Raw genomic sequence first — 18,150 nt, 5'->3', positions numbered from 1 at the left:
ACACCATCAGGCTGTCCGGCGCGCTGCTCGCCGCGGGCCGGCCGCACGAGGTATTTCTCCTGCCCGCGCCGGACACCAGCCCATCGGCAGCGAGGTCACGTACGATCTGCTCCGGCACCAAGTACGGTTCCTGCGCAGGCACTTGGGCGTCACCCGGCCTTGAGCCACCTCATAGGGAAAACCCTCGATTGACCGCAACTGTGGTGACATGGACTAGTCAATCCTGTCATCCTCCGTGCGCACGTCGATCCTTCACACCCCGCACATGGATCCACGGTCCCGCACAGCTCAGCTCACGGGCAGCAGACCCGTCTGCCCGTCTGTCACCGGTCGCGACCCGGCGGCCGCAGCAGGAGGAGTACGAGTGAGACCCCACAGACGCCTTCCCCACAAGCGTGCCACGGTCGGAGCCGCCCTGGTCTCCACCGCGGCCTTGCTCACCCTCGGCATGCAGGCCGCCCCGGCCGTCGCCAAGCCTGCCGCCAACCACCCCAGCCCGCTGCGCACCGGCGGCCTGGAGGCCAAGCTCAGCCCGGCCCAGCACCAGGCGCTGATCGAGAGCGCCCAGCAGCACACCGCCGCGACCGCCCGCACCCTGGGGCTCGGTGCGAAGGAGAAGCTGGTCGTCAAGGACGTCGTCAAGGACAACGACGGCACCCTGCACACCCGGTACGAGCGCACCTACGCCGGCCTCCCCGTCCTCGGTGGCGACCTCGTCGTGCACACCCCGCCCGCCTCCCTCGCCGCGGGCACCGTGAGCACCACGTACAACAACAAGCACAAGATCCAGGTCGCCTCCACCACCGCGACCTTCACCAAGTCGGCCGCCGAGGCCAAGGCCCTGAAGGCCGCCAAGTCCCTCGCCGCCAAGAAACCCACCGCCGACAGCGCCCGCAAGGTGATCTGGGCCGGCACGGGCACCCCGAAGCTCGCCTGGGAGACGGTGATCGGCGGCTTCCAGGACGACGGCACGCCCAGCCGGCTGCACGTCATCACCGACGCCGCCACCGGCAAGGAGCTGTACCGGTACCAGGCGATCGAGACCGGCGTCGGCAACACCCACTACAGCGGCCAGGTCACGCTGACGACGACCCAGTCGGGTTCGACGTACACCCTGACCGACGGGACGCGCGGCGGGCACAAGACGTACAACCTCAACCACGGCACCTCGGGCACGGGGACGCTGTTCTCGCAGACCAACGACACCTGGGGCGACGGCACCAACTCCAACGCCGCCACCGCGGGCGCCGACGCGCACTACGGGGCGCAGGAGACCTGGGACTTCTACAAGAACTCCTTCGGCCGCAGCGGCATCAGGAACGACGGTGTCGGCGCCTACTCGCGTGTCCACTACGGCAGCTCGTACGTGAACGCGTTCTGGGACGACAGCTGCTTCTGCATGACCTACGGCGACGGCTCCGGCAACAACGACCCGCTGACCTCGCTCGACGTCGCCGGCCACGAGATGAGCCACGGCGTCACCTCGAACACCGCGGGCCTGGACTACACCGGTGAGTCCGGCGGCCTGAACGAGGCCACCAGCGACATCATGGGCACCGGTGTGGAGTTCTACGCCAACAACAGCTCCGACCCCGGTGACTACCTCATCGGCGAGAAGATCAACATCAACGGCGACGGCACGCCGCTGCGGTACATGGACAAGCCGAGCAAGGACGGCTCGTCGGCCGACAGCTGGTACTCCGGTGTCGGCGGCCTGGACGTGCACTACTCCTCGGGCCCGGCGAACCACATGTTCTACCTGCTCTCCGAGGGCAGCGGCACCAAGGTCATCAACGGCGTGACCTACAACAGCCCGACGTCCGACGGCGTCGCCGTCACCGGCATCGGCCGCGCCGCCGCGCTGCAGATCTGGTACAAGGCGCTGACGGCGTACATGACGTCCAGCACCAACTACGCCGCCGCCCGCACCGCCGCCCTGAACGCGGCGACCGCGCTGTACGGCGCCAACTCCGCCCAGTACGCCGGAGTCGCCAACGCCTTCGCCGGCATCAACGTCGGCAGCCACGTCACCCCGCCGGGCAACGGGGTGACGGTCACCAACCCGGGCAACCAGACCTCCACCGTCGGTACCGCCGTCAGCCTCCAGGTCCAGGCCAGCAGCACCAACAGCGGAGCCCTGTCCTACAGCGCCTCCGGCCTGCCCGCGGGCCTGTCGATCAACAGCTCCACCGGTCTGATCACCGGCACGCCCACCACGGCGGGCACCTACAACACCACGGTGACGGTGACCGACTCCACCGGCGCCACCGGCACCGCGACCTTCACCTGGACGGTCAACTCCAGCGGCGGCGGCTGCACCTCGACCCAGCTGCTGAGCAACCCCGGCTTCGAGTCCGGAGGCACCGGCTGGAGCGCCACCAGCGGCGTCATCACCAACGACACCGGCGAGGCGGCCCACGGCGGCTCGTACAAGGCCTGGCTCGACGGCTACGGCACCACCCACACCGACACGCTGTCCCAGTCGGTGACGATCCCCGCGGGCTGCAAGGCGACCCTGACCTACTACCTGCACATCGACACCTCGGAGACCACCAGCAGCACCCAGTACGACAAGCTGACGGTGACCGCGGGTTCGAAGACCCTCGCGACCTACTCGAACCTCAACGCGGCCTCCGGCTACAGCCAGAAGACCTTCGACCTGTCCTCGCTGGCGGGCCAGACGGTCACCCTGAAGTTCAACGGCGTGGAGGACTCCTCGCTGCAGACCAGCTTCGTCGTGGACGACACCGCCCTGACGACCGGCTGACCCACACATGACGGTCCCGCACCCCGGCCGCCGGCCGGAGTGCGGGACCCTCGCATGTCACCTCGTACGTCAGCTCAGCGGATCCAGCGTCAGATACGCCTGCTGCGGGCTGCCGTCGTGGACCAGCGACTCCTGGTTGCCGACGTCGTCGAAGGCGAAGGCGTAGGCCTTGCCGTCGGCCATCTGCGCATGCACCGCACGCGCGTACTGGTTCGTCACCGCGTCCTGGTAGAAGGCGGCCGGCGAGGTGTCCGGCTGGTTCGGGTTCACGAGCAGGGTCGAGCGGTTGAAACCGGCGCACAGAGTACGGGAGATGGGGCCCCGCACCTTGTCGTTGGGCGCGTCGAGCAGCTTGTGGCAGCCGAAGACGCTGTCCGCGTCCGGCTTCTGGAAGCTGGTGACCACCGCACCCGAAGCGTCGGTGAAGTTCATGACGTTTCCCGAGACCCGGCCGTAGTACTTGGTGTTCGGCTGGTCGGCGAACGGCGTGACGGTCAGCGTCGACGTTGCGTACTTCTGCCAGACCCGGTTGACGTAGTCGTCCATCACGCTCGCCGGCAGGGCGCCGGTCTCCACGCCGTACAGCGGTGACAGGGCACGCAGCACCGTGCCGTCGGAGCGGGTCTGGATGAGGCCGGACCAGCCGCCCGGCTGGCTGCGCAGCGCGTTGAAGAAGCCGGTGTATCCACCGGACTTCAGGTGCCCGGTGGTGCTCACACTGCCGTCGGAGCGCTGCACGCCGACCGCGTACGGCGCGGAGAACATGTCCACCTGGGTGCTGTTCAGCCACAGTCCGGAGTCGTTGAGGGTGTACTCGGACCAGTTGAACAGGTTGTTCCGGTTGGGGTCGGACGGGTTCTGCACGGCCGGCTGCACCAGGCCGCCGGTGGTCAGCCGGAAGTCGAGCTTCTGGCCGTAGGAGAAGTAGATCCGGCCGGAGAACTTCGGTATCCGGATGGTCGTGGACTGTCCGGGGGCCGGACCGGCGATCGCCGCGTCCGGGGCGGGCGTCGGCGGGTTGCCGCCCGCCGGCCAGGCATGGAAGCCTCCGTTCGCGTCGGCCCAGCCCTGCTGTCCGGAGGACAGCTGGGTGCCGAGGTCGTAGACGTAGACCGGTTCGGAGCGGCCCGAGTTGTTGGTGATCTTCAGCGGGATGGTGTCCGGCACCGCGGCACCGGCGCGGTCCGGCGCGCCGAGGGCGAGCACCCCGCCGACCAGGGCCGCGGCGGCGGCCAGCGGCAGCGCGGGGCGGGTGAGTTGATGCGGCACTCTCTTGCCTCCGTGTGGGGTCGGGGTCGTACGGATATTGGTCCGTACCTGTTTGAGAGCGCTCTCAGGCTGGTACCAGGACGCGTGCATGTCAATACAAGCGGCGGGCCGGATTACGGTGCCCGTGCTCGGCGCCCGGGTGGGCCTCCCCGGTATGCCGGACCCCGGCCACCGGGAGGGCCATGGGCTCACTCGAAGCGGCTGGTGTCCCCGGCGCCCCGCCGTACGATCTCCGGCTCGCCGCCGGAGAAGTCCACGACCGTCGTCGGCTCGGTGCCGCAGTCGCCCGAGTCGACCACCGCGTCCACCGCGTGGTCCAGCCGGTCCTTGATCTCCCAGCCCTGCGTCAGCGGCTCCTCCTCGTCCGGCAGCAGCAGCGTGCTGGACAGCAGCGGCTCGCCCAGTTCCGCCAGCAGCGCCTGGGTGACCACATGGTCGGGAATGCGGACGCCCACGGTCTTCTTCTTCGGGTGCAGCAGCTTGCGCGGCACCTCGCGCGTGGCCGGGAGGATGAAGGTGTAGCTGCCGGGCGTGGACGCCTTCACGGCCCGGAAGACGTCGTTGTCCACCCGTACGAACTGGCCGAGCTGCGCGAAGTCCCGGCACATCAGGGTGAAGTGGTGCCGTTCGTCCAGATGGCGGATGGAGCGGATCCGGTCCATGCCGTCCCGGCTGCCGAGCCGGCAGCCCAGCGCGTAACAGGAGTCGGTCGGGTATGCGATGAGCGCTTCCGAGCGCACCGCGTCGGCGATCTGGGCGATGCTGCGCGGCTGCGGGTTCTCGGGGTGCACGTCGAAGTACTTCGCCATTCACCGAGCTTAATCCGCCGGCGGCCGGCGGGCGTGCACCGCTCGCTCCACGGCGGCGGCCGAGGCGGAGTGCGCCGCTTCCGGCCGGCCGCCGCAGGACGTCTTTGTGTACTTCCCGGATTCCGGGGCATGCGACCCTGAGCAGTCCGAGGCCTCCCCCCGGCCCCGGACCGCGACATCTCCGCCGGCGTCCCACCCCCCCCCGGGCCGCCGGCGGAGCCGTGTCCGGCGCGGGAGCGCAGGCGAGTCCGGTAACGTGCGGATGCGTAAGCCCAGGTCAACACGGAGGCGAGGAGACCAGAACGTGGCCGGCCGACCGGACGGGGACCAGGCGTTCCAGTCGCCGTACGGCGGGGACAACGCCTGGGCGCAGGAGTTGCTGGACCAGCTGCGGCCCACCGGACGCGATCCACGCCGGCTCGTCGACTGGCTCGCCCGGACCGTGAGCGCCTCGGTGTGCCTCCAGGACGACCGCGGTGGCCTGCTCGCCGGTGAGCGGCTGTCGCTCGACTCCGCCGTCCTCACCGACGTCGCCGCCGGCCGGGTCTCCGCCGCGTCCCTCGACGACGGGGCACGGCATGTGCGGCTGGTCGGGATACGGCGTCCCGGGCCCGGACCGGCGTCGGGAGCCGTCCTCGCCGTGGCCCGCCCGGAGCCGTTCGACCGGCGCACCACCGAAATCCTCAGCCGCACCGCAGGCGTACTGGAACTGCTGCTCAGGGAACGGGAGTCGGCCGAGTCCGGGCGGCGGCTGCAGCGGGCCACGGCCGATCTGCGGCTGGCGATCCTGCAACTGCTCATGGTGGAGGACACCGTCTCCGCCCGCCGGGTCGCCGCCGGGCTGTGGCCGGGGCTGCTGGAACAGGACAGCGCCCGGGTGTACGTCCTCGAGGGCACCGCCGTGGCACGCGACCGGCTCGCCGACGCGTGCGTGGACGCCACCGAGGGCCGCGCGCTGGTCGTGCGCTGCCCCGCGGTGGACGAACACGTCATCGTCGTCGGCCCGTCCGCCGAGGTGGGGGAGCGGCTGCGGTCCCTCGTCGCCGACCGGCGCGGCACCTTCCTCGGCGGCAGCCCCCGGCAACGCCTCGCCCTGACCGCCACCGCCTACGGGCAGGCCGTCACCGCCCTGGCCGTGGCCCGCTTCCGGTCCGACCGGTACGCCGTCTACGCCGCCCGCACGCGCCCCGCACGGCTCATGGACCCCGCGGCGCTGCGGGCCTGGGCAGCCGCCGTGCTGCGCCCGCTCGACCAGCTGCCGCACCACGTGCGCGCCGAGCTGCTCGCCACCACCCGGCTGGGCCTGGAGTTCACCGCCGTGAACGCGGCCAAGGTGCTCGGCGTCAGCCGCAACACCGTCCGGGCCCGGATGGACCGGGTCGCCGCGCTGCTCGGCGCCGACCTCTCCAGGCTGCCCGTCCGCGCCGTCGCCCACGCCGCCCTCAACACCGAGGCCGCGCAGGGCCCGTACGACCTCTCCGGCGGCGCACCCGGTCCGCCGACCCGGACCCGGCTCACCGAGCTGCTCGGGACGAGCGCGCTGCGCTCCTGGGCGGAGGGGCTGCTCGGCCGCCTCGACGAGGACGGCCGGGACCTGCGCGGCACCCTGCGCGCCTGGACCGGCGCCGACGCGCACGCCGAACGCGCCGCCCAGGTGCTCGGCGTACACGCCCAGACCGTGCGCGAACACGTCCGGGCCGCCGAACCCGTCCTGGAACGCCGGCTGACGGCCGGCGGCACCGACCTGTACGAGGTCGTCCTCGCCCAGCTCGTCACCGGTGAGCTTCCCGTACCCGACGTCGGTATCCCCGGTCCCGGCACGCCGAACCCGGACCAACCGGACTCCTCTGTGCACCGGTGAGTCCCGTGCAGGCCCTGCCGGGCACACGTGCACTACCCCGCCTGCGGCAGCACACGTACCGTTTCCGCAGTCCGCGGGGCACGACCGGAACGGGGGACCGGTCGCGGCCCCGCGTTCGGCTGTGGCGCCCTGCCGGACCGGCGCCTCCTGCGGGTGTTGATCGCGGCACGCGCCGCCTCATCCGGTGCGCGTGACCGGCAGGTTGTAGACGTGCGCCGGGGAGATGATCTTCGTGATCGCTTCCACCAGGACGGTGCTCGGCTCCCGGGACCCGTAGTCGGTGTCGGTGTTCAGGAGCGCCACCAGTGTCGTCCGGGTCGACGGCAGGTAGACGGTCACCGTCTCGTAGCCCGGCAGGGAGCCGTTGTGGCCGATCCATCCCTGCACGTCGAAGATGCCCAGGCCGTATCCGGTGCCCTTCATCGCGCCCGCCTGCGGTGTGGTCAGCCGCTGCTGCTGCGTCGCGGTGCTGACCATGGTCGTCCCGTCCGGGAACCGGCCCGTGGCGACCGTGGGCGCCCAGGTGCGCAGGTCCCGGAGGTCCGAGATGATCGCGCCGGCGGCCCAGCCCCAGGACGGGTTCCAGCCGGCCGCGTCGGCTTCCTTGCCGTTCGCCGTCTGCCGGGTGTAACCCTGCGCGTGCGGGGAGGGGAACTCGTTGCCGGTCGGGAAGGCCGTGTGCCGCATGCCGGCCGGATCGAGAATGTGCTGCTTGATGTAGTCCCCGAGGCGCTGCCCGCTCTCCTTCTCCACCACCAGACCGAGCAGGATCAGGTTGGTGTTGCAGTAGGAGAACCTCTGCCCCGGCTGGAACATCAGCGGATGCCTGAAGGAATAGGCGAGCAACTGCTGGGGCGTGAAGGGCCGTTGCGGGTTCGAGGTGAGCGCCTTGTCGAAGCCGGGGTCCTCGGAGTAGTTGTACAGTCCGCTGCGCATGCCGGCGAGCTGGCGCAGCGTGATCCTGTTCTCGTCGGGTACACCGCCGATGTATTTGCCGATCGGGTCGTCCAGACCGACCTTCTTCTGGTCCACCAGCTGCAGCAACGCGGTCACGGTGAACGTCTTGGTCTCGCTGCCGATGCGCACGTACAGGTCCGGTGCCATCCTCTGCCCGGAGCTCTTGTCGGCGACGCCGAACGAGCGGACGTAACTCTGCTGTCCCGGCGTCCAGATGCCGACGGTCACGCCGGGAATGCTCGCCTCGCGCATCACCTTGCGTACGGCGGCGTCCAGCTGGCGTGCCACTTTGGGGGTGAGGTCACGGACGGGCGCTGTCGAGGGACTCGGGCTGGGCGAGTCGGCGGCGAGGGCGGCCGGCACCGAGGCCGGGGACGCGCATACGGGCCCGGCGGCGACCGGTGCCAGCAGCGTCCCCACCGTGACGGCGACCGCGGCCCCCCTCGGCAGGCGTGCGGACGTACGCGACATGGGCTGACTCCAAGCACGTGAGGGGTGAGCGTGCGATGAGCGGGACGTCCAAGCCCTGGCCTACCCAGCATAGGAGCGCACTCCCCGCCGCGCCCGCCGGGCGAAGGGGGCGACCGCCCCGCTCGCCGCCTCCCGGCGGGATGCTTGTCCGACAGGCGGAAGACCTCGTTCGAGCGATGGCCTCACCCGACCCGGTGAGCCTGCGGGGCGGGCCGTACCGGCGGTGGGCCACGGGCGTTGCCCCGGCATGAACCGCTTGGACCCGGGGTACCGCCTGGATTCGCTGGACCGGATCGAACGGCTCGACCGGATGCGCCGCGCGGGCCGGCCGGCGCGGGCGGACCGGGCCCGGGAGCCGATCTACGCCGGCCTCGTCGAGGAATGGCGTGCGCGGGGACGCACTGTTCCCGCGGACCCCGACGCGCTGTCGGCCGTCCTCCCCGGGGCCGGCTCGGGTGCGCGGCCCGCGCCCGAGCGCGCCTGAGTCCGAACGGTCACTGCCCGCGCGGCGGCGAGAGCACGGCCAGGGTGCCGTTGGCCTGCCGCAGCGCCTCCTCCAGGTCGCCGGGCGAGTGGAGCGTGCCGGAGCCGTCCGGCGGTACGAGCCATTCCAGGAAACGCGCGGGCCGGTACGGCGGCGGTACGGCGACCCAGGCACCCTTGGTCGCGTACCTCAGACCGGCTCCCACCCAGCCCCCGGAGGGGTCCGGCGGCAGGAAGAACCCGACTCGGCCCGCCGCCGTGTCGACCAGCGTCGGCCCCGGCGCGGAGATCCCGGGCCGCCACAGCAGGTCGAGGGTGAGCAGCCCCAGTCGCTCGGGAACGCTCAGCACGTCCCAGAAACGGCCCGCCTCCAGCAGTGCGATGCCCTCGCCGTGATCCCACTCCCATTTGCAGGAGCGTGGGTCCGCCGACGCTGCGGCCAGCCATTCCACGCTCCGCGTCCACATCGTGTTCGTCATGCACCGCTCCGGGTGTCCTCGTCCGCCTGCCCTCGGCATATGCATGCTCGTAGATATTTCTACATGGCGGAAGGGGTGGCGCGGCCTGGCGTTTTTGTGGGGACGTTCGAACTCCGGCTACGGGTTCGTCAATTGAGGAAGGGGGATGCGTCACCCGCGCGGGGGTCGCATACCGGCGACACGCTTGGTTCAGTCGGCCTGGCAATCGAATCACGCGTTGAGGATTGATTTTATTGTTGTTTCGGTCGTATGGTCACGTCATTCGTCACCGTCTCCAGCGAGGTACTTCATGGACCGCACGCGCCTGCACGCCCTCCTGGCCCGCGAGAGCGCCGAGGCCGAGCGTCGCAACCCGCGCTCCCGTGCGGCCTACGCGGGCGCCGACCACCTCTTCGGCCGGGTGCCGATGACCTGGATGAACAAGACGGCCGGCGCCTTTCCCCGCTATCTGGCCGGGGCGCGCGGCGCCCGGGTCACCGATGTGGACGGGCACGAGTACATCGACTTCTGCCTCGGCGACACCGGCGCGATGGCCGGCCACTCGCCCGCCCCGGTCACCAGTGCCGTGCAGCGGCGCTTCGCCGAGCTGGGTGGGGCAACGGCGATGCTGCCGACGCAGGACGCGGAGTGGGTCGGCGCCGAGCTGACCCGCCGGTTCGGGTTGGCGCGCTGGAGCTTCTCGCTCACCGCTACCGACGCCAACCGGTGGGCGATCCGGCTCGTCCGGGCCGTCACCGGGCGCCCCAAGATCCTCGTGAACAGCTACTGCTACCACGGCAGCGTCGACGAGTCCCTGATCGTCGTCGGTCCGGACGGCACGGGCACCACCCGACCCGGCAACGTCGGCGCGCCGTGCGACGTCACGCAGACGAGCCGGGTCGCGGAGTTCAACGACCTCGCCGGACTGGAGCGCGAACTGGCCCACGGCGACGTCGCCGCCGTGCTGATGGAGCCGGCCCTCACCAACATCGGCATCGTCCTGCCGGAGCCCGGCTACCTCGCCGGCGTACGCGAGCTGACCAGGCGATACGGCAGCCTGCTCATCAACGACGAGACCCACACCTTCTCCGCCGGACCCGGTGGCTGCACGGCCGCCTGGGACCTCGAACCCGACCTGCTGACCATCGGCAAGGCGATCGGGGGCGGCATCCCGGCCGGAGCGTACGGGCTGTCCGCCGAACTCGCCGAGCGGCTCCTGGCCCGCACCGACCTGGACCTTGTCGACATGGGCGGCGTCGGCGGCACCCTCGCCGGCAACGCGCTGTCGGTCGCCGCGGTGCGGGCCACCCTCGAACACGTCCTCACCGACGAGGCGTTCGACCGGATGGACAAGCTTTCCGAGCGCTTCGAGGCGGGCGTCCGGGCAGGCATCGAGACCCACCGGCTGCCGTGGTCCGTGAGCCGGCTCGGCGCCCGCACCGAGTACCGTTTCACCAGCCCGGCGCCGCGCACCGGCAGCCGGTCCGCGGCCGTCTCCGACCCGGAGCTGGAGGACTTCCTCCACCTCTACCTCGCCAACCGGGGCATCCTGCTGACCCCGTTCCACAACATGGCGCTCATGTGCCCGGACACCACCGAGCAGGACGTCGACACCCACACCGAGGTCTTCGCCGCCGCCCTCGCCGAACTGGCGGACTGAGAACCGCGGTCGTACCCGCACGAAAGGACAAGCGTGGACGAGATCGACCGGGCCATCCTGCGCGAGCTGCAGACCGACGGCCGTATCGCGTACGCCGACCTCGGCCCGAAGGTCGGCCTGTCCGCCTCGGCGGCGCGGCAGCGGCTGCAGCGCCTGCTGGACTCCAAGGCCGTCCAGGTGGTCGGGGTGACCGACCCGATGGCCATGGGCGGACAGGCCATGGCCCTGCTCGGCATCGGCGTCGACGGCGACCCCCGCGCCGTCGCCGACGCACTCGCCGAACGCCCGGAGGTCGTCTACTCGGTGCTGACCTCGGGCGGATTCGATCTGTTCGCCGAGGTGGTCGCCCCCGGCCCGAAGGCCCTGCTGGACTTCGTCAACGACGTGGTGCGGCCTCTCGAGGGCGTCCGCGAGATCCAGTCGTTCCCCTACTTCGGCATCCACACCCATCGCTTCCTGTGGGACGTGGGCTGACCGGCGCGACCGTCAGGGATCCGGTGGCCGAGGCGCCAGCACCAGCATGGTGACGTCGTCCCGGATCTCGTAGCGCCCCCGCACGAGGTCCGCCCACACCACCCCGGGCAGCTCGGCGGACGCCGTGCCGGACAGGGCGGCCAGCCGCGCGGGCAGCGGATAGAAGGCGTCGTCGGCGTCCCGTGCCTCCCACACCCCGTCGGAGGCCAGAAACAGCCGGTCGCGCGGCCCGAGCGTCACCGTGACCCCCTTCGGCGTGTCGACGTCGACCAGCCCGAGCCCCAGCGGCGGCCCCGGCACGACCGTCATCTCCAGGGCCTCCTCCTCGTGCAGCAGCACCGGCGCCGGATGACCGCAGGCCACCACCCGCGCCGCACGCCCGTCGGGGGAGAACTCCAGCAGCACCCCGGTGGCGAACAGCTCCGCGTTCCGTACGCCCGCCGAGTCCACCGCCAGCCTGCGGTCCATCCGGGCGGCGACCGACTCCAGGTCCGGCTGGTCCAGTACCGCCTCCCGGAACGCGCCCAACAGCGTCACCACCGTCGCGACCGCCGACAGCCCGTGCCCCCGCACGTCCCCCATGACCACGCGGACCCCGTACGGACCGTCCCGCACGTCGAAGAAGTCCCCGCCCACCAGCGTCCCGTCCTCCGCGGCCCGGTAGAAACCCGCGCACCCCACGCCGCCCACCCGCTCCGGCAGCGGCGGCATCACGGCCCGCTGGACGGCCTCCCCGATCGCCCGCTCCGTGTCCAGCTGGGCGTCCCGGCGGCTGCGCACATAGGACACGAACACACTCAGCGCGGCCACGAAAACGATGGTGAGCAGATCGGTGTTGCCGGGGCGGTTGAGATGGGTGGCGGGGATGTTCAGCACCACGACCACCCCGGCGCCGAGAAGCGCGGTGGCCAGCGGGCCGTACGACAGAACGGCCAGCGGTGGAATCGCCCCCAGCACGAAACCGGCGTCCTGTGCGTGAGGAGTGATCACCGTGGCCACGGTGACGCCCGCGAGCAGCAGCACGGGCAGCACCCGTACCCACCACGGCGGCGGCGCGCCCCGCAACCAGCCGCGATTTTCAAGGTCCCGATGCGACGACCCGTCGCGCACCGATCTCACATCCCCAAGCTACGCCGCCCTCCGCACCGGGGCTCCCCGTGGAGGACAGCGGCCCCTCGTCCCGCCCGCGGTCCGCGCAAAGCGATGGACGCCCCGTGCGCGGCCCGCATAGTCTGAGCCGGCACGCCCGACGGACGGAAGGAGGCGAGCGTCATGGCCACTGTCATTCTGCGCTCCCGCCTCCCCGTCACCCGGGTGTGCCACGCCTGACCGGGAGCGCGTCCCCGCCGCCGTACCGCGGCACGCATCCCGGAGGAATCCATGACCACCCTGGTCGTCCGCGCGCTCGACGAGAGCACCGCGCACCTTTTCGACACCATGCCCGACCCGCTGGCGTTCCGCGACAAGCACCGGAAGACCCGCTTCCGCCCCGAGTGGCAGCGCATCGCCGTCCGGGACGGCCGCACCGTGGCCCGCGCCGCCTGGTGGGGCCGGCCCGAGGACCCCGAGCCGCTCCTGATCAACTGGTTCGACGTGGCCGAGGGCGAGGAGGAGGCCGGAGCCGAACTCCTGCGGACCGCGCCCTGGCACACCGACGAACTCGAACTCGACCTGCCCTCCGGCTGGCGCACCGACCCCCGGCAGCGGACCGCCGTGGACACGCGGGCCGCCGCCGCGCTCGCGGCCGGCTACACGCCACTGGTGGAGCGTTTCCTGTACCGCTGGACCCCGGACCGGGGCCTGCCGGAGCGACCCGGCCGGCTCGTCTTCGCCGCCGAGCCGGACGACGCCGTGTTCCACGACCTGCTGCGCCGCATCCACTCGGTCACCCTCGACGCCCACGCCCGCCGGGCCCTCGAACAGGGCGGCCCGGACCTGGCCGCACAGCAGGAACTGGACCTCTTCCACTGGCTTCCGTCCCCGCGCGCCTGGTGGCAGACCGCCCGCACCCCCGAGGGGGAGCCGGTCGGCATCCACATCCCCGCCCGCAATCCGTCCGGACCCTGTGTCGCCTTCATCGGCGTCGTGCCGGAACAACGGGGCCACGGCTACGCCTACGACCTGCTCACCGAATGCACCCAGTTCCTGGCGGCGCAGGGCGCCGACTTCATCGCCGCCGCCACCGACCGGACCAACTTCCCCATGGCCGCACACTTCACCCGGGCCGGCTACCCCGTCGTACGGGAGCGCATCAACTACTGGGCCGACCGCGTTGTCAGTGGCGGGTGACATGCTGGGCGCCAGTGGTGATCGGCCGTGCGACGGGGGAGGGACCATGGGATTCGACGGCGGGGTGTGGCGGGTGCGCGCGGGGGAGGAGGCGGTCGGCGACATCGTGATCGACGAGGCCGACTTCCCATGGCTGTCGGGCACATTCACCGCGGGCCCCGGCTTCGCCGCCGTGCGGGACCTCTTCGCCCGTGAACTGGCCCTGCTGGAACAGGCCGACGAACTGGGCTGGGAGGAATGGGAGAGAGCGTACGACGAGGTGCAGCGCCAAGTCTCCCTGTCGTCACCGGACGGCCCGGTCGCCGAGTTCCTGCTGCACATCGAGGGCGACCGGGCGTGGTTCCGCTGGCAGCAGGAGCCGTTTGCGCAGCCGGGGAGTTCTACCCTTGATCAAGGAGCCCGGCCGTCAACGGCCGCCCGGTGACAGGAGATTGGATGACCACGACCCGCCCCACACTCATCGACGCCGCCGGCGGACTCGCCGCGAACTCCGCGGTCGACGCCGACTCCTGGTGGTTCAGCGCCAGGCTGCACGACCACGAGAAGGTCTTCTGGGTGAAGATCCACGCGATGGAGATGAACGGCGCCTGTCTCAGCACGGTCGCGCTGCTGCAGGAACCGGACGGCCGCACCGGCGACAAGCACGCGATCGAGGCCAAGGACAGCGTGACGGTGTCCGCGGACACGCTCGACGTGAAGACATCGATCCTGACCCTGAGCGGGGACCTGGACGAGCTGGAGTTGTCCGGTGCCACGGACACCGCCTCGATCCGGCTCACCCTTCGGCGCGAGGGCCCCGTTCTCTACAACGGCGGCGCCGGAGTGTTCCCCTTCTTCGGCGGGACGACGGGGCAGTACGCGCTGCCCGGCCTGACCACGTCGGGAACCGTCGCCGTGGAGGGGGTCACGCACCAGGTCGCCGGACGCACCTGGTTCGACCGCCAGTGGGTTTCCGGAGCCACCGAGATGCCACGGTTCACCTGGCTCGGACTCGACCTCGGCGCGGGCCGGTACCTGAGCGTCTGGGACGCCGTGGGAGACGGCAACTCCTGGCTCACCGAGCTCAGGCCGGACGGCTCACACCTGATCACCCGGGCTCGGCGAACCGACCGGGACGGGCACTGGCTGCTGACTGTTCCGAGCCTCGACGCGTCCCTCGAGATCACCCGTCGAGAGCTGTTCGCCACGCAGGGCGCCTACACCGGCGCATGCCAGGTGACCGGCACGCTCGAGGGAGAGGAGATCGCCGGGCACGGCTTCACGGACGTCATCGGCGCTTGAGGTCCCGGGTTCCGGCCTCGGGGTGAGCCGGAGCGATGCGTCTCACCCCGAGCGCCGGTATCCACGGCCGACGGCGCGTGACGCCGGCCGTGGCCGAGCGACCGGCAACGGGACATCAGGGGGTGTGCCGCCCCCCGTCACCGGTCAGTCGGTCGGGCCCGGATCCCTGCCGTCCGTCAGGCGGGCCTGCGCTGTCGCCAGGATCTCGGTGACACGGAGGCCGAACGCGGCGTCGCAGGCATGGGAGCGGCCCGTGCGGGCGGCCGCGAGCAGGGCGTCGGTGGCGCGGGAGAGCCCGGGGACCGCCCCCTCGGAACTGCCGGGCATCAGCGCCACGCCCGCCTCGCCGCGCAGTTCCACATCGGCCCCGGCCGCCGCCGGCGGCGCCGTCAGGCTCAGCGTGAGCGTGCTCGACGCGCCGGTGGCATGGTCGAGGACCAGATGCACGGTGTCCGCCGGGCCGTGCGCCGCCGCCACGACCTGCCGTACGTCGCCGAGGACCGGCAGCAGCACCGACAGGGCGTGCGGACCGACGTCCCACAGCGCGCCCTTCTCCCGCCGCCACGGTGAGGCCGCGAACGGGCTGTCGGAGGTGAACACGGCCCCGAGCCACTGCGCGCGGGCCGTGAACCAGCCCGCCACGGCCGCCTGTTCCTCGATCCAGGCGTCCGGCTCCTTCTGGAAGCGCGCGGTGAAGAAGACCACCGAGGCCACCCCGGCCCGCTCGACCGCGGCCACGACGGCCCGCCCGTCGGCCACCGACACCGCCAGCGGCTTGTCCAGCAGCAGATGACGGCCCGCCCGGGCCGCCCGCACCGCCAACTCCGCCTGCACGGACGGCGGCAGGGCCACGGCGACGGCGTCCACGCCGGCCAGCAGCGCGTCCACGTCGTCGTATGCGGGGACGTCGTACTGCTCGGCCAGCGCGGTGACGGCCTCCGGCCGGCGGCCCCACACCCCGGCGAACTCCACACCGGGGTGCCCGGCGAGAGCGGGGGCGTACGCCGCCTGGGCCCACGGGCCCGTCCCCAGCAGTCCGATACGCATGTGGCGTTCCTTTCTCCGAGCCGATCCCCGCGCCCTCAAGAGCCTGCGCTCCGGTCGCCCTGCGCACACCTGCCGTCCGGATCCCCGTCGGCGGCAAGCCACTTGGCGATCGTGGCGGCGATGGGCTGACCTGTGTCCATCTCGACGAACCCGAACTGTCCCGACTGGTTGCACTCCAGGAACCACCAGATCCCGTCGGCGTCCTCGGCGAAGTCGAATGCGCCGTAAGCCAGTTCCGCGCCCCTCATGTACCGCTGTACGCCCTCGGCGACGCGCGGGGGCACGTCCGCGGGGAGCCAGGGGGAGACCGACGGGGCGAAGCGGACGTCCACGTCGTCCGGGTGGGCGTCCGGGTCGGCGGGCTTGCGCGCGGCCAGCAGCGTGTCGCCGACGACGGTGAGCCGGATGTCGGCCCGTTTGTTGATCCGCCGCTGCAGCAGCGTCGGGCCGAAGGCCACCGCCGAGAAGTCGGTGTCCGGTGCGACCCGGCTGGTCGGCACCGCACGCGGCGGCTCCTGCGGATGCGCCCCGGACACCGGCTTGACCACCAGATCCGGGAAGCGCTCCGCGAACTCCCGGGCCGCCTGCGGGAACGTGGTGATCAGCGTGGCCGGGACCGCGAGGCCGCTGCCCTGGGCGAGATGCAGCTGCCAGGGCTTGTGGCGGGCGCGGCGGGCCGCGTCCGGATGGTTCATCCAGCGCGCGTCGGTCGTGCGCAGCATGCCGTACAGCGCCTGCGACGCCTCCTCCGTCAGCCAGGCGGACGGCTGGGCGGCGCGGGCGGCGGCGTCGCCGGGCCTGCGCACCCAGACGGAGCGCAGGCCGCCCATGCTCACCAGGCGCCCGCCGACGGACAGATGTCCGCGGCTGGCGCCCCGCACGTACTCGCCCGACAGAGCCACCCCGTTGGTCAGATCGGCGGGATCGAGCCGGACGACGGGCACCCCGGCCTCGCCCAGCCGGAGGACCACCATGTCCGCCGTCACGTCCTCTTCACTGGTCAGGATGAGCACGGTCATCTTCCAAGGCCCGCGTTCAGTCGTCGAAGTGCGTCTTGGAACCCGCCGTCGAGGTCGTGGTCCCCAGCGCCCTCAGGGTCGCGTGGTCGGTGGCGGCGATCCGCCCGTCCGGGAGGACGTTCAACTGCAGTCCGGAGTCGTACGCGTACGGAGTGGTGACGTCCAACTGCACAGCGGGCCGCGCGTAGTTGAGCGTGAACGGTTGCATGGTCTCTCCCTGATTAGGCTTTCACGTCCTTATACGAATCGAACGGGTGATTGGTTTCCTCACTCTGAGTAATCACAGGCCGGAGGGGGTGCCGGCGGGCGCCGCAGGACGGGACAGCGTGCCCGCATGGCCGATGACGCCGGTGAAGCCCAAGACGTTGCGCCGCTTCGGACAAACGGGGTGGTCACCCCGCGAGCGACAGTGCGCTCCGTGCCACCGTCAAAGCCTGTTCCGCATATCCGCGTCCGAACAGCACGGCGTGGACCAGCAGCGGGAACAGCTGGTGCACGCCCACCCGGTCGTCTCGGCCCGGCGCGAGCGGTGCCGTCTCCGCGTACCCGGCGAGCACCCGGTCCAGGTGGGGGCAGCCGAAGAGCTGGAGCATCGCCAGGTCCGTCTCCCGGTGTCCGCCGTGCGCGGCCGGGTCGATGAGCCGGACCTCGCCGTCGGCGCCCCACAACACGTTGCCGTTCCACAGGTCCCCGTGCAGGCGCGCGGGCGGCTCGGGGGGTCCCGCCAGATCGGGCAGTCGCGCGCAGACCCGCTCGAACACGGTCGCCTCGCCCGGGCGGAGGCTGCCGCTGTCGACCGCGCCGCGCACATACGGCAGCACCCGGTGCTCGGCGTACCAGCCGGGCCAGTCGTCTCCGGGTGTGTTGCGCATGGGTGCGAGGCCGATGAACGCGTCCTCGGGGCCGCCGGGCGGCGGAGCTCCGAAATCCGAAGCACCCGCGGCGTGCAGGGCGGCGAGGGCCTGGCCGAAATGATGCGCCGTCTCGGGATCCGGCCGCCCGGTCGCGACCCGCTCCGTCACCATCCAGCGTTCGTCGTGACCGAGCACCGCCGGCACCCGCACCGCGTCCGCCGCGGCCAGCCAGCGCAGCCCCGCCACCTCCGCGCGCACCGCCCCGGGAGCGTCACCCCGCTTGACCATCACCGGCGTGCCGCCGTCCAGGGTCACCTCGGCCGGCGATCCGGAGGCCGCCCGTGCATCGGTGACCTGGCGTCCGGTGAGCCGGGACGCCGCCTGTCCCGGCTCCTCGCGATCCTCGTCTCGATTGACCACGGCCCCAGCGTACGTCCCGCAACAGAGGCCG

The 18,150-nt window shown here is 71.7% G+C and carries 17 protein-coding genes; 8 read left to right on the top strand and 9 right to left on the bottom strand.

The annotated features are described in order from the left end of the window. The first annotated feature begins 364 nt into the window (after window positions 1-364). Window positions 365-2,767, top strand: coding sequence for a M4 family metallopeptidase (locus tag ACWGJ5_RS12440; protein ID WP_453309688.1), 2,403 nt, complete (start codon window positions 365-367; stop codon window positions 2,765-2,767). A 69-nt stretch (window positions 2,768-2,836) separates the two neighbouring features. Here ACWGJ5_RS12440 and ACWGJ5_RS12435 read toward each other — a convergent pair whose 3' ends face one another. Together ACWGJ5_RS12435 and ACWGJ5_RS12430 are read right to left on the bottom strand one after the other, a co-directional pair. Further along, on the bottom strand, window positions 2,837-4,036 hold the full coding sequence (locus ACWGJ5_RS12435; protein ID WP_453309687.1) for a glycoside hydrolase family 64 protein: 1,200 nt from the start codon (window positions 4,034-4,036) through the stop codon (window positions 2,837-2,839). Window positions 4,037-4,224: 188 nt separating this feature from the next. Next, window positions 4,225-4,845: an L-threonylcarbamoyladenylate synthase gene (locus tag ACWGJ5_RS12430; RefSeq protein ID WP_453309686.1), complete on the bottom strand. Its 621-nt coding sequence runs from the start codon at window positions 4,843-4,845 to the stop codon at window positions 4,225-4,227. Window positions 4,846-5,149: 304 nt separating this feature from the next. Here ACWGJ5_RS12430 and ACWGJ5_RS12425 point away from each other — a divergent pair, with 304 nt between their 5' ends. Beyond that, on the top strand, window positions 5,150-6,706 hold the full coding sequence (locus ACWGJ5_RS12425; RefSeq protein ID WP_453309685.1) for a helix-turn-helix domain-containing protein: 1,557 nt from the start codon (window positions 5,150-5,152) through the stop codon (window positions 6,704-6,706). A 177-nt stretch (window positions 6,707-6,883) separates the two neighbouring features. On the opposite strand, the gene ACWGJ5_RS12420 is transcribed toward ACWGJ5_RS12425, so the two are convergent. After that, window positions 6,884-8,134 (bottom strand): serine hydrolase domain-containing protein, encoded by a 1,251-nt coding sequence (locus ACWGJ5_RS12420; RefSeq protein ID WP_453309684.1) that lies wholly within the window; start codon window positions 8,132-8,134, stop codon window positions 6,884-6,886. Window positions 8,135-8,381: 247 nt separating this feature from the next. On the opposite strand from ACWGJ5_RS12420, the gene ACWGJ5_RS12415 reads away from it, so the two are divergent. Further along, entirely contained in the window at window positions 8,382-8,618 is a 237-nt protein-coding gene (locus ACWGJ5_RS12415) for a hypothetical protein (protein ID WP_453309683.1), read from the top strand. 10 nt (window positions 8,619-8,628) lie between these two features. On the opposite strand, the gene ACWGJ5_RS12410 is transcribed toward ACWGJ5_RS12415, so the two are convergent. Then, complete coding sequence (locus ACWGJ5_RS12410) at window positions 8,629-9,096, bottom strand: hypothetical protein (protein WP_453309682.1); 468 nt, start codon at window positions 9,094-9,096, stop codon at window positions 8,629-8,631. 289 nt (window positions 9,097-9,385) lie between these two features. Here ACWGJ5_RS12410 and ACWGJ5_RS12405 point away from each other — a divergent pair, with 289 nt between their 5' ends. Both ACWGJ5_RS12405 and ACWGJ5_RS12400 read left to right on the top strand, forming a co-directional pair. Further along, complete coding sequence (locus tag ACWGJ5_RS12405) at window positions 9,386-10,735, top strand: transaminase (protein ID WP_453309681.1); 1,350 nt, start codon at window positions 9,386-9,388, stop codon at window positions 10,733-10,735. 33 nt (window positions 10,736-10,768) lie between these two features. After that, a complete protein-coding gene (locus ACWGJ5_RS12400; RefSeq protein ID WP_228622050.1) occupies window positions 10,769-11,209 on the top strand; it encodes an Lrp/AsnC family transcriptional regulator in 441 nt (146 codons plus the stop codon). 12 nt (window positions 11,210-11,221) lie between these two features. On the opposite strand, the gene ACWGJ5_RS12395 is transcribed toward ACWGJ5_RS12400, so the two are convergent. Continuing rightward, window positions 11,222-12,328: a PP2C family protein-serine/threonine phosphatase gene (locus tag ACWGJ5_RS12395; protein WP_453309680.1), complete on the bottom strand. Its 1,107-nt coding sequence runs from the start codon at window positions 12,326-12,328 to the stop codon at window positions 11,222-11,224. A gap of 261 nt (window positions 12,329-12,589) precedes the next feature. Between ACWGJ5_RS12395 and ACWGJ5_RS12390 the strand changes: the two genes are divergently transcribed. From ACWGJ5_RS12390 to ACWGJ5_RS12380, 3 genes are read left to right on the top strand one after another with little or no spacing between them, the layout of a single operon-like run. Continuing rightward, window positions 12,590-13,498: a GNAT family N-acetyltransferase gene (locus ACWGJ5_RS12390; RefSeq protein ID WP_453309679.1), complete on the top strand. Its 909-nt coding sequence runs from the start codon at window positions 12,590-12,592 to the stop codon at window positions 13,496-13,498. 46 nt (window positions 13,499-13,544) lie between these two features. Continuing rightward, window positions 13,545-13,922, top strand: coding sequence for a hypothetical protein (locus ACWGJ5_RS12385; protein WP_453309678.1), 378 nt, complete (start codon window positions 13,545-13,547; stop codon window positions 13,920-13,922). 11 nt (window positions 13,923-13,933) lie between these two features. After that, window positions 13,934-14,779 carry a lipocalin-like domain-containing protein gene (locus ACWGJ5_RS12380; RefSeq protein WP_453309677.1) on the top strand — a complete coding sequence of 282 codons (846 nt, stop codon included), beginning with the start codon at window positions 13,934-13,936 and terminating at the stop codon, window positions 14,777-14,779. A 144-nt stretch (window positions 14,780-14,923) separates the two neighbouring features. Here the strand turns inward: ACWGJ5_RS12380 and ACWGJ5_RS12375 are convergent, their stop codons facing one another. The 4 genes from ACWGJ5_RS12375 to ACWGJ5_RS12360 all read right to left on the bottom strand — a co-directional run bounded on the left by ACWGJ5_RS12375 (window position 14,924) and on the right by ACWGJ5_RS12360 (window position 18,119). Further along, window positions 14,924-15,826, bottom strand: coding sequence for a Gfo/Idh/MocA family protein (locus ACWGJ5_RS12375; protein ID WP_453309676.1), 903 nt, complete (start codon window positions 15,824-15,826; stop codon window positions 14,924-14,926). Window positions 15,827-15,861: 35 nt separating this feature from the next. Further along, window positions 15,862-16,845 carry an ATP-grasp ribosomal peptide maturase gene (tgmB, locus tag ACWGJ5_RS12370; protein WP_453309675.1) on the bottom strand — a complete coding sequence of 328 codons (984 nt, stop codon included), beginning with the start codon at window positions 16,843-16,845 and terminating at the stop codon, window positions 15,862-15,864. 16 nt (window positions 16,846-16,861) lie between these two features. Continuing rightward, a complete protein-coding gene (gene tgmA / locus ACWGJ5_RS12365; RefSeq protein ID WP_020938095.1) occupies window positions 16,862-17,053 on the bottom strand; it encodes a putative ATP-grasp-modified RiPP in 192 nt (63 codons plus the stop codon). Between the two features lie 184 nt (window positions 17,054-17,237). After that, window positions 17,238-18,119, bottom strand: coding sequence for a fructosamine kinase family protein (locus ACWGJ5_RS12360; RefSeq protein WP_453309674.1), 882 nt, complete (start codon window positions 18,117-18,119; stop codon window positions 17,238-17,240). Window positions 18,120-18,150: the final 31 nt, after the last annotated feature.

The organism is Streptomyces sp. NPDC054783, assembly GCF_053611725.1.
The sequence above is the reverse complement of the archived record's forward strand: the minus strand, read 5'-3'. Positions and strand labels throughout refer to the sequence as shown.

Coding starts and splice junctions, on each gene's coding strand:
- ACWGJ5_RS12430 (WP_453309686.1), bottom strand. CDS start 4,845: ATGGCGAAGTACTTCGACGTGCACCCCGAGAACCCGCAGCCGCGCAGC.
- ACWGJ5_RS12420 (WP_453309684.1), bottom strand. CDS start 8,134: ATGTCGCGTACGTCCGCACGCCTGCCGAGGGGGGCCGCGGTCGCCGTC.
- ACWGJ5_RS12415 (WP_453309683.1), top strand. CDS start 8,382: ATGAACCGCTTGGACCCGGGGTACCGCCTGGATTCGCTGGACCGGATC.
- ACWGJ5_RS12410 (WP_453309682.1), bottom strand. CDS start 9,096: ATGACGAACACGATGTGGACGCGGAGCGTGGAATGGCTGGCCGCAGCG.
- ACWGJ5_RS12405 (WP_453309681.1), top strand. CDS start 9,386: ATGGACCGCACGCGCCTGCACGCCCTCCTGGCCCGCGAGAGCGCCGAG.
- ACWGJ5_RS12390 (WP_453309679.1), top strand. CDS start 12,590: ATGACCACCCTGGTCGTCCGCGCGCTCGACGAGAGCACCGCGCACCTT.
- ACWGJ5_RS12385 (WP_453309678.1), top strand. CDS start 13,545: ATGGGATTCGACGGCGGGGTGTGGCGGGTGCGCGCGGGGGAGGAGGCG.
- ACWGJ5_RS12380 (WP_453309677.1), top strand. CDS start 13,934: ATGACCACGACCCGCCCCACACTCATCGACGCCGCCGGCGGACTCGCC.
- ACWGJ5_RS12375 (WP_453309676.1), bottom strand. CDS start 15,826: ATGCGTATCGGACTGCTGGGGACGGGCCCGTGGGCCCAGGCGGCGTAC.
- tgmB (WP_453309675.1), bottom strand. CDS start 16,845: ATGACCGTGCTCATCCTGACCAGTGAAGAGGACGTGACGGCGGACATG.
- tgmA (WP_020938095.1), bottom strand. CDS start 17,053: ATGCAACCGTTCACGCTCAACTACGCGCGGCCCGCTGTGCAGTTGGAC.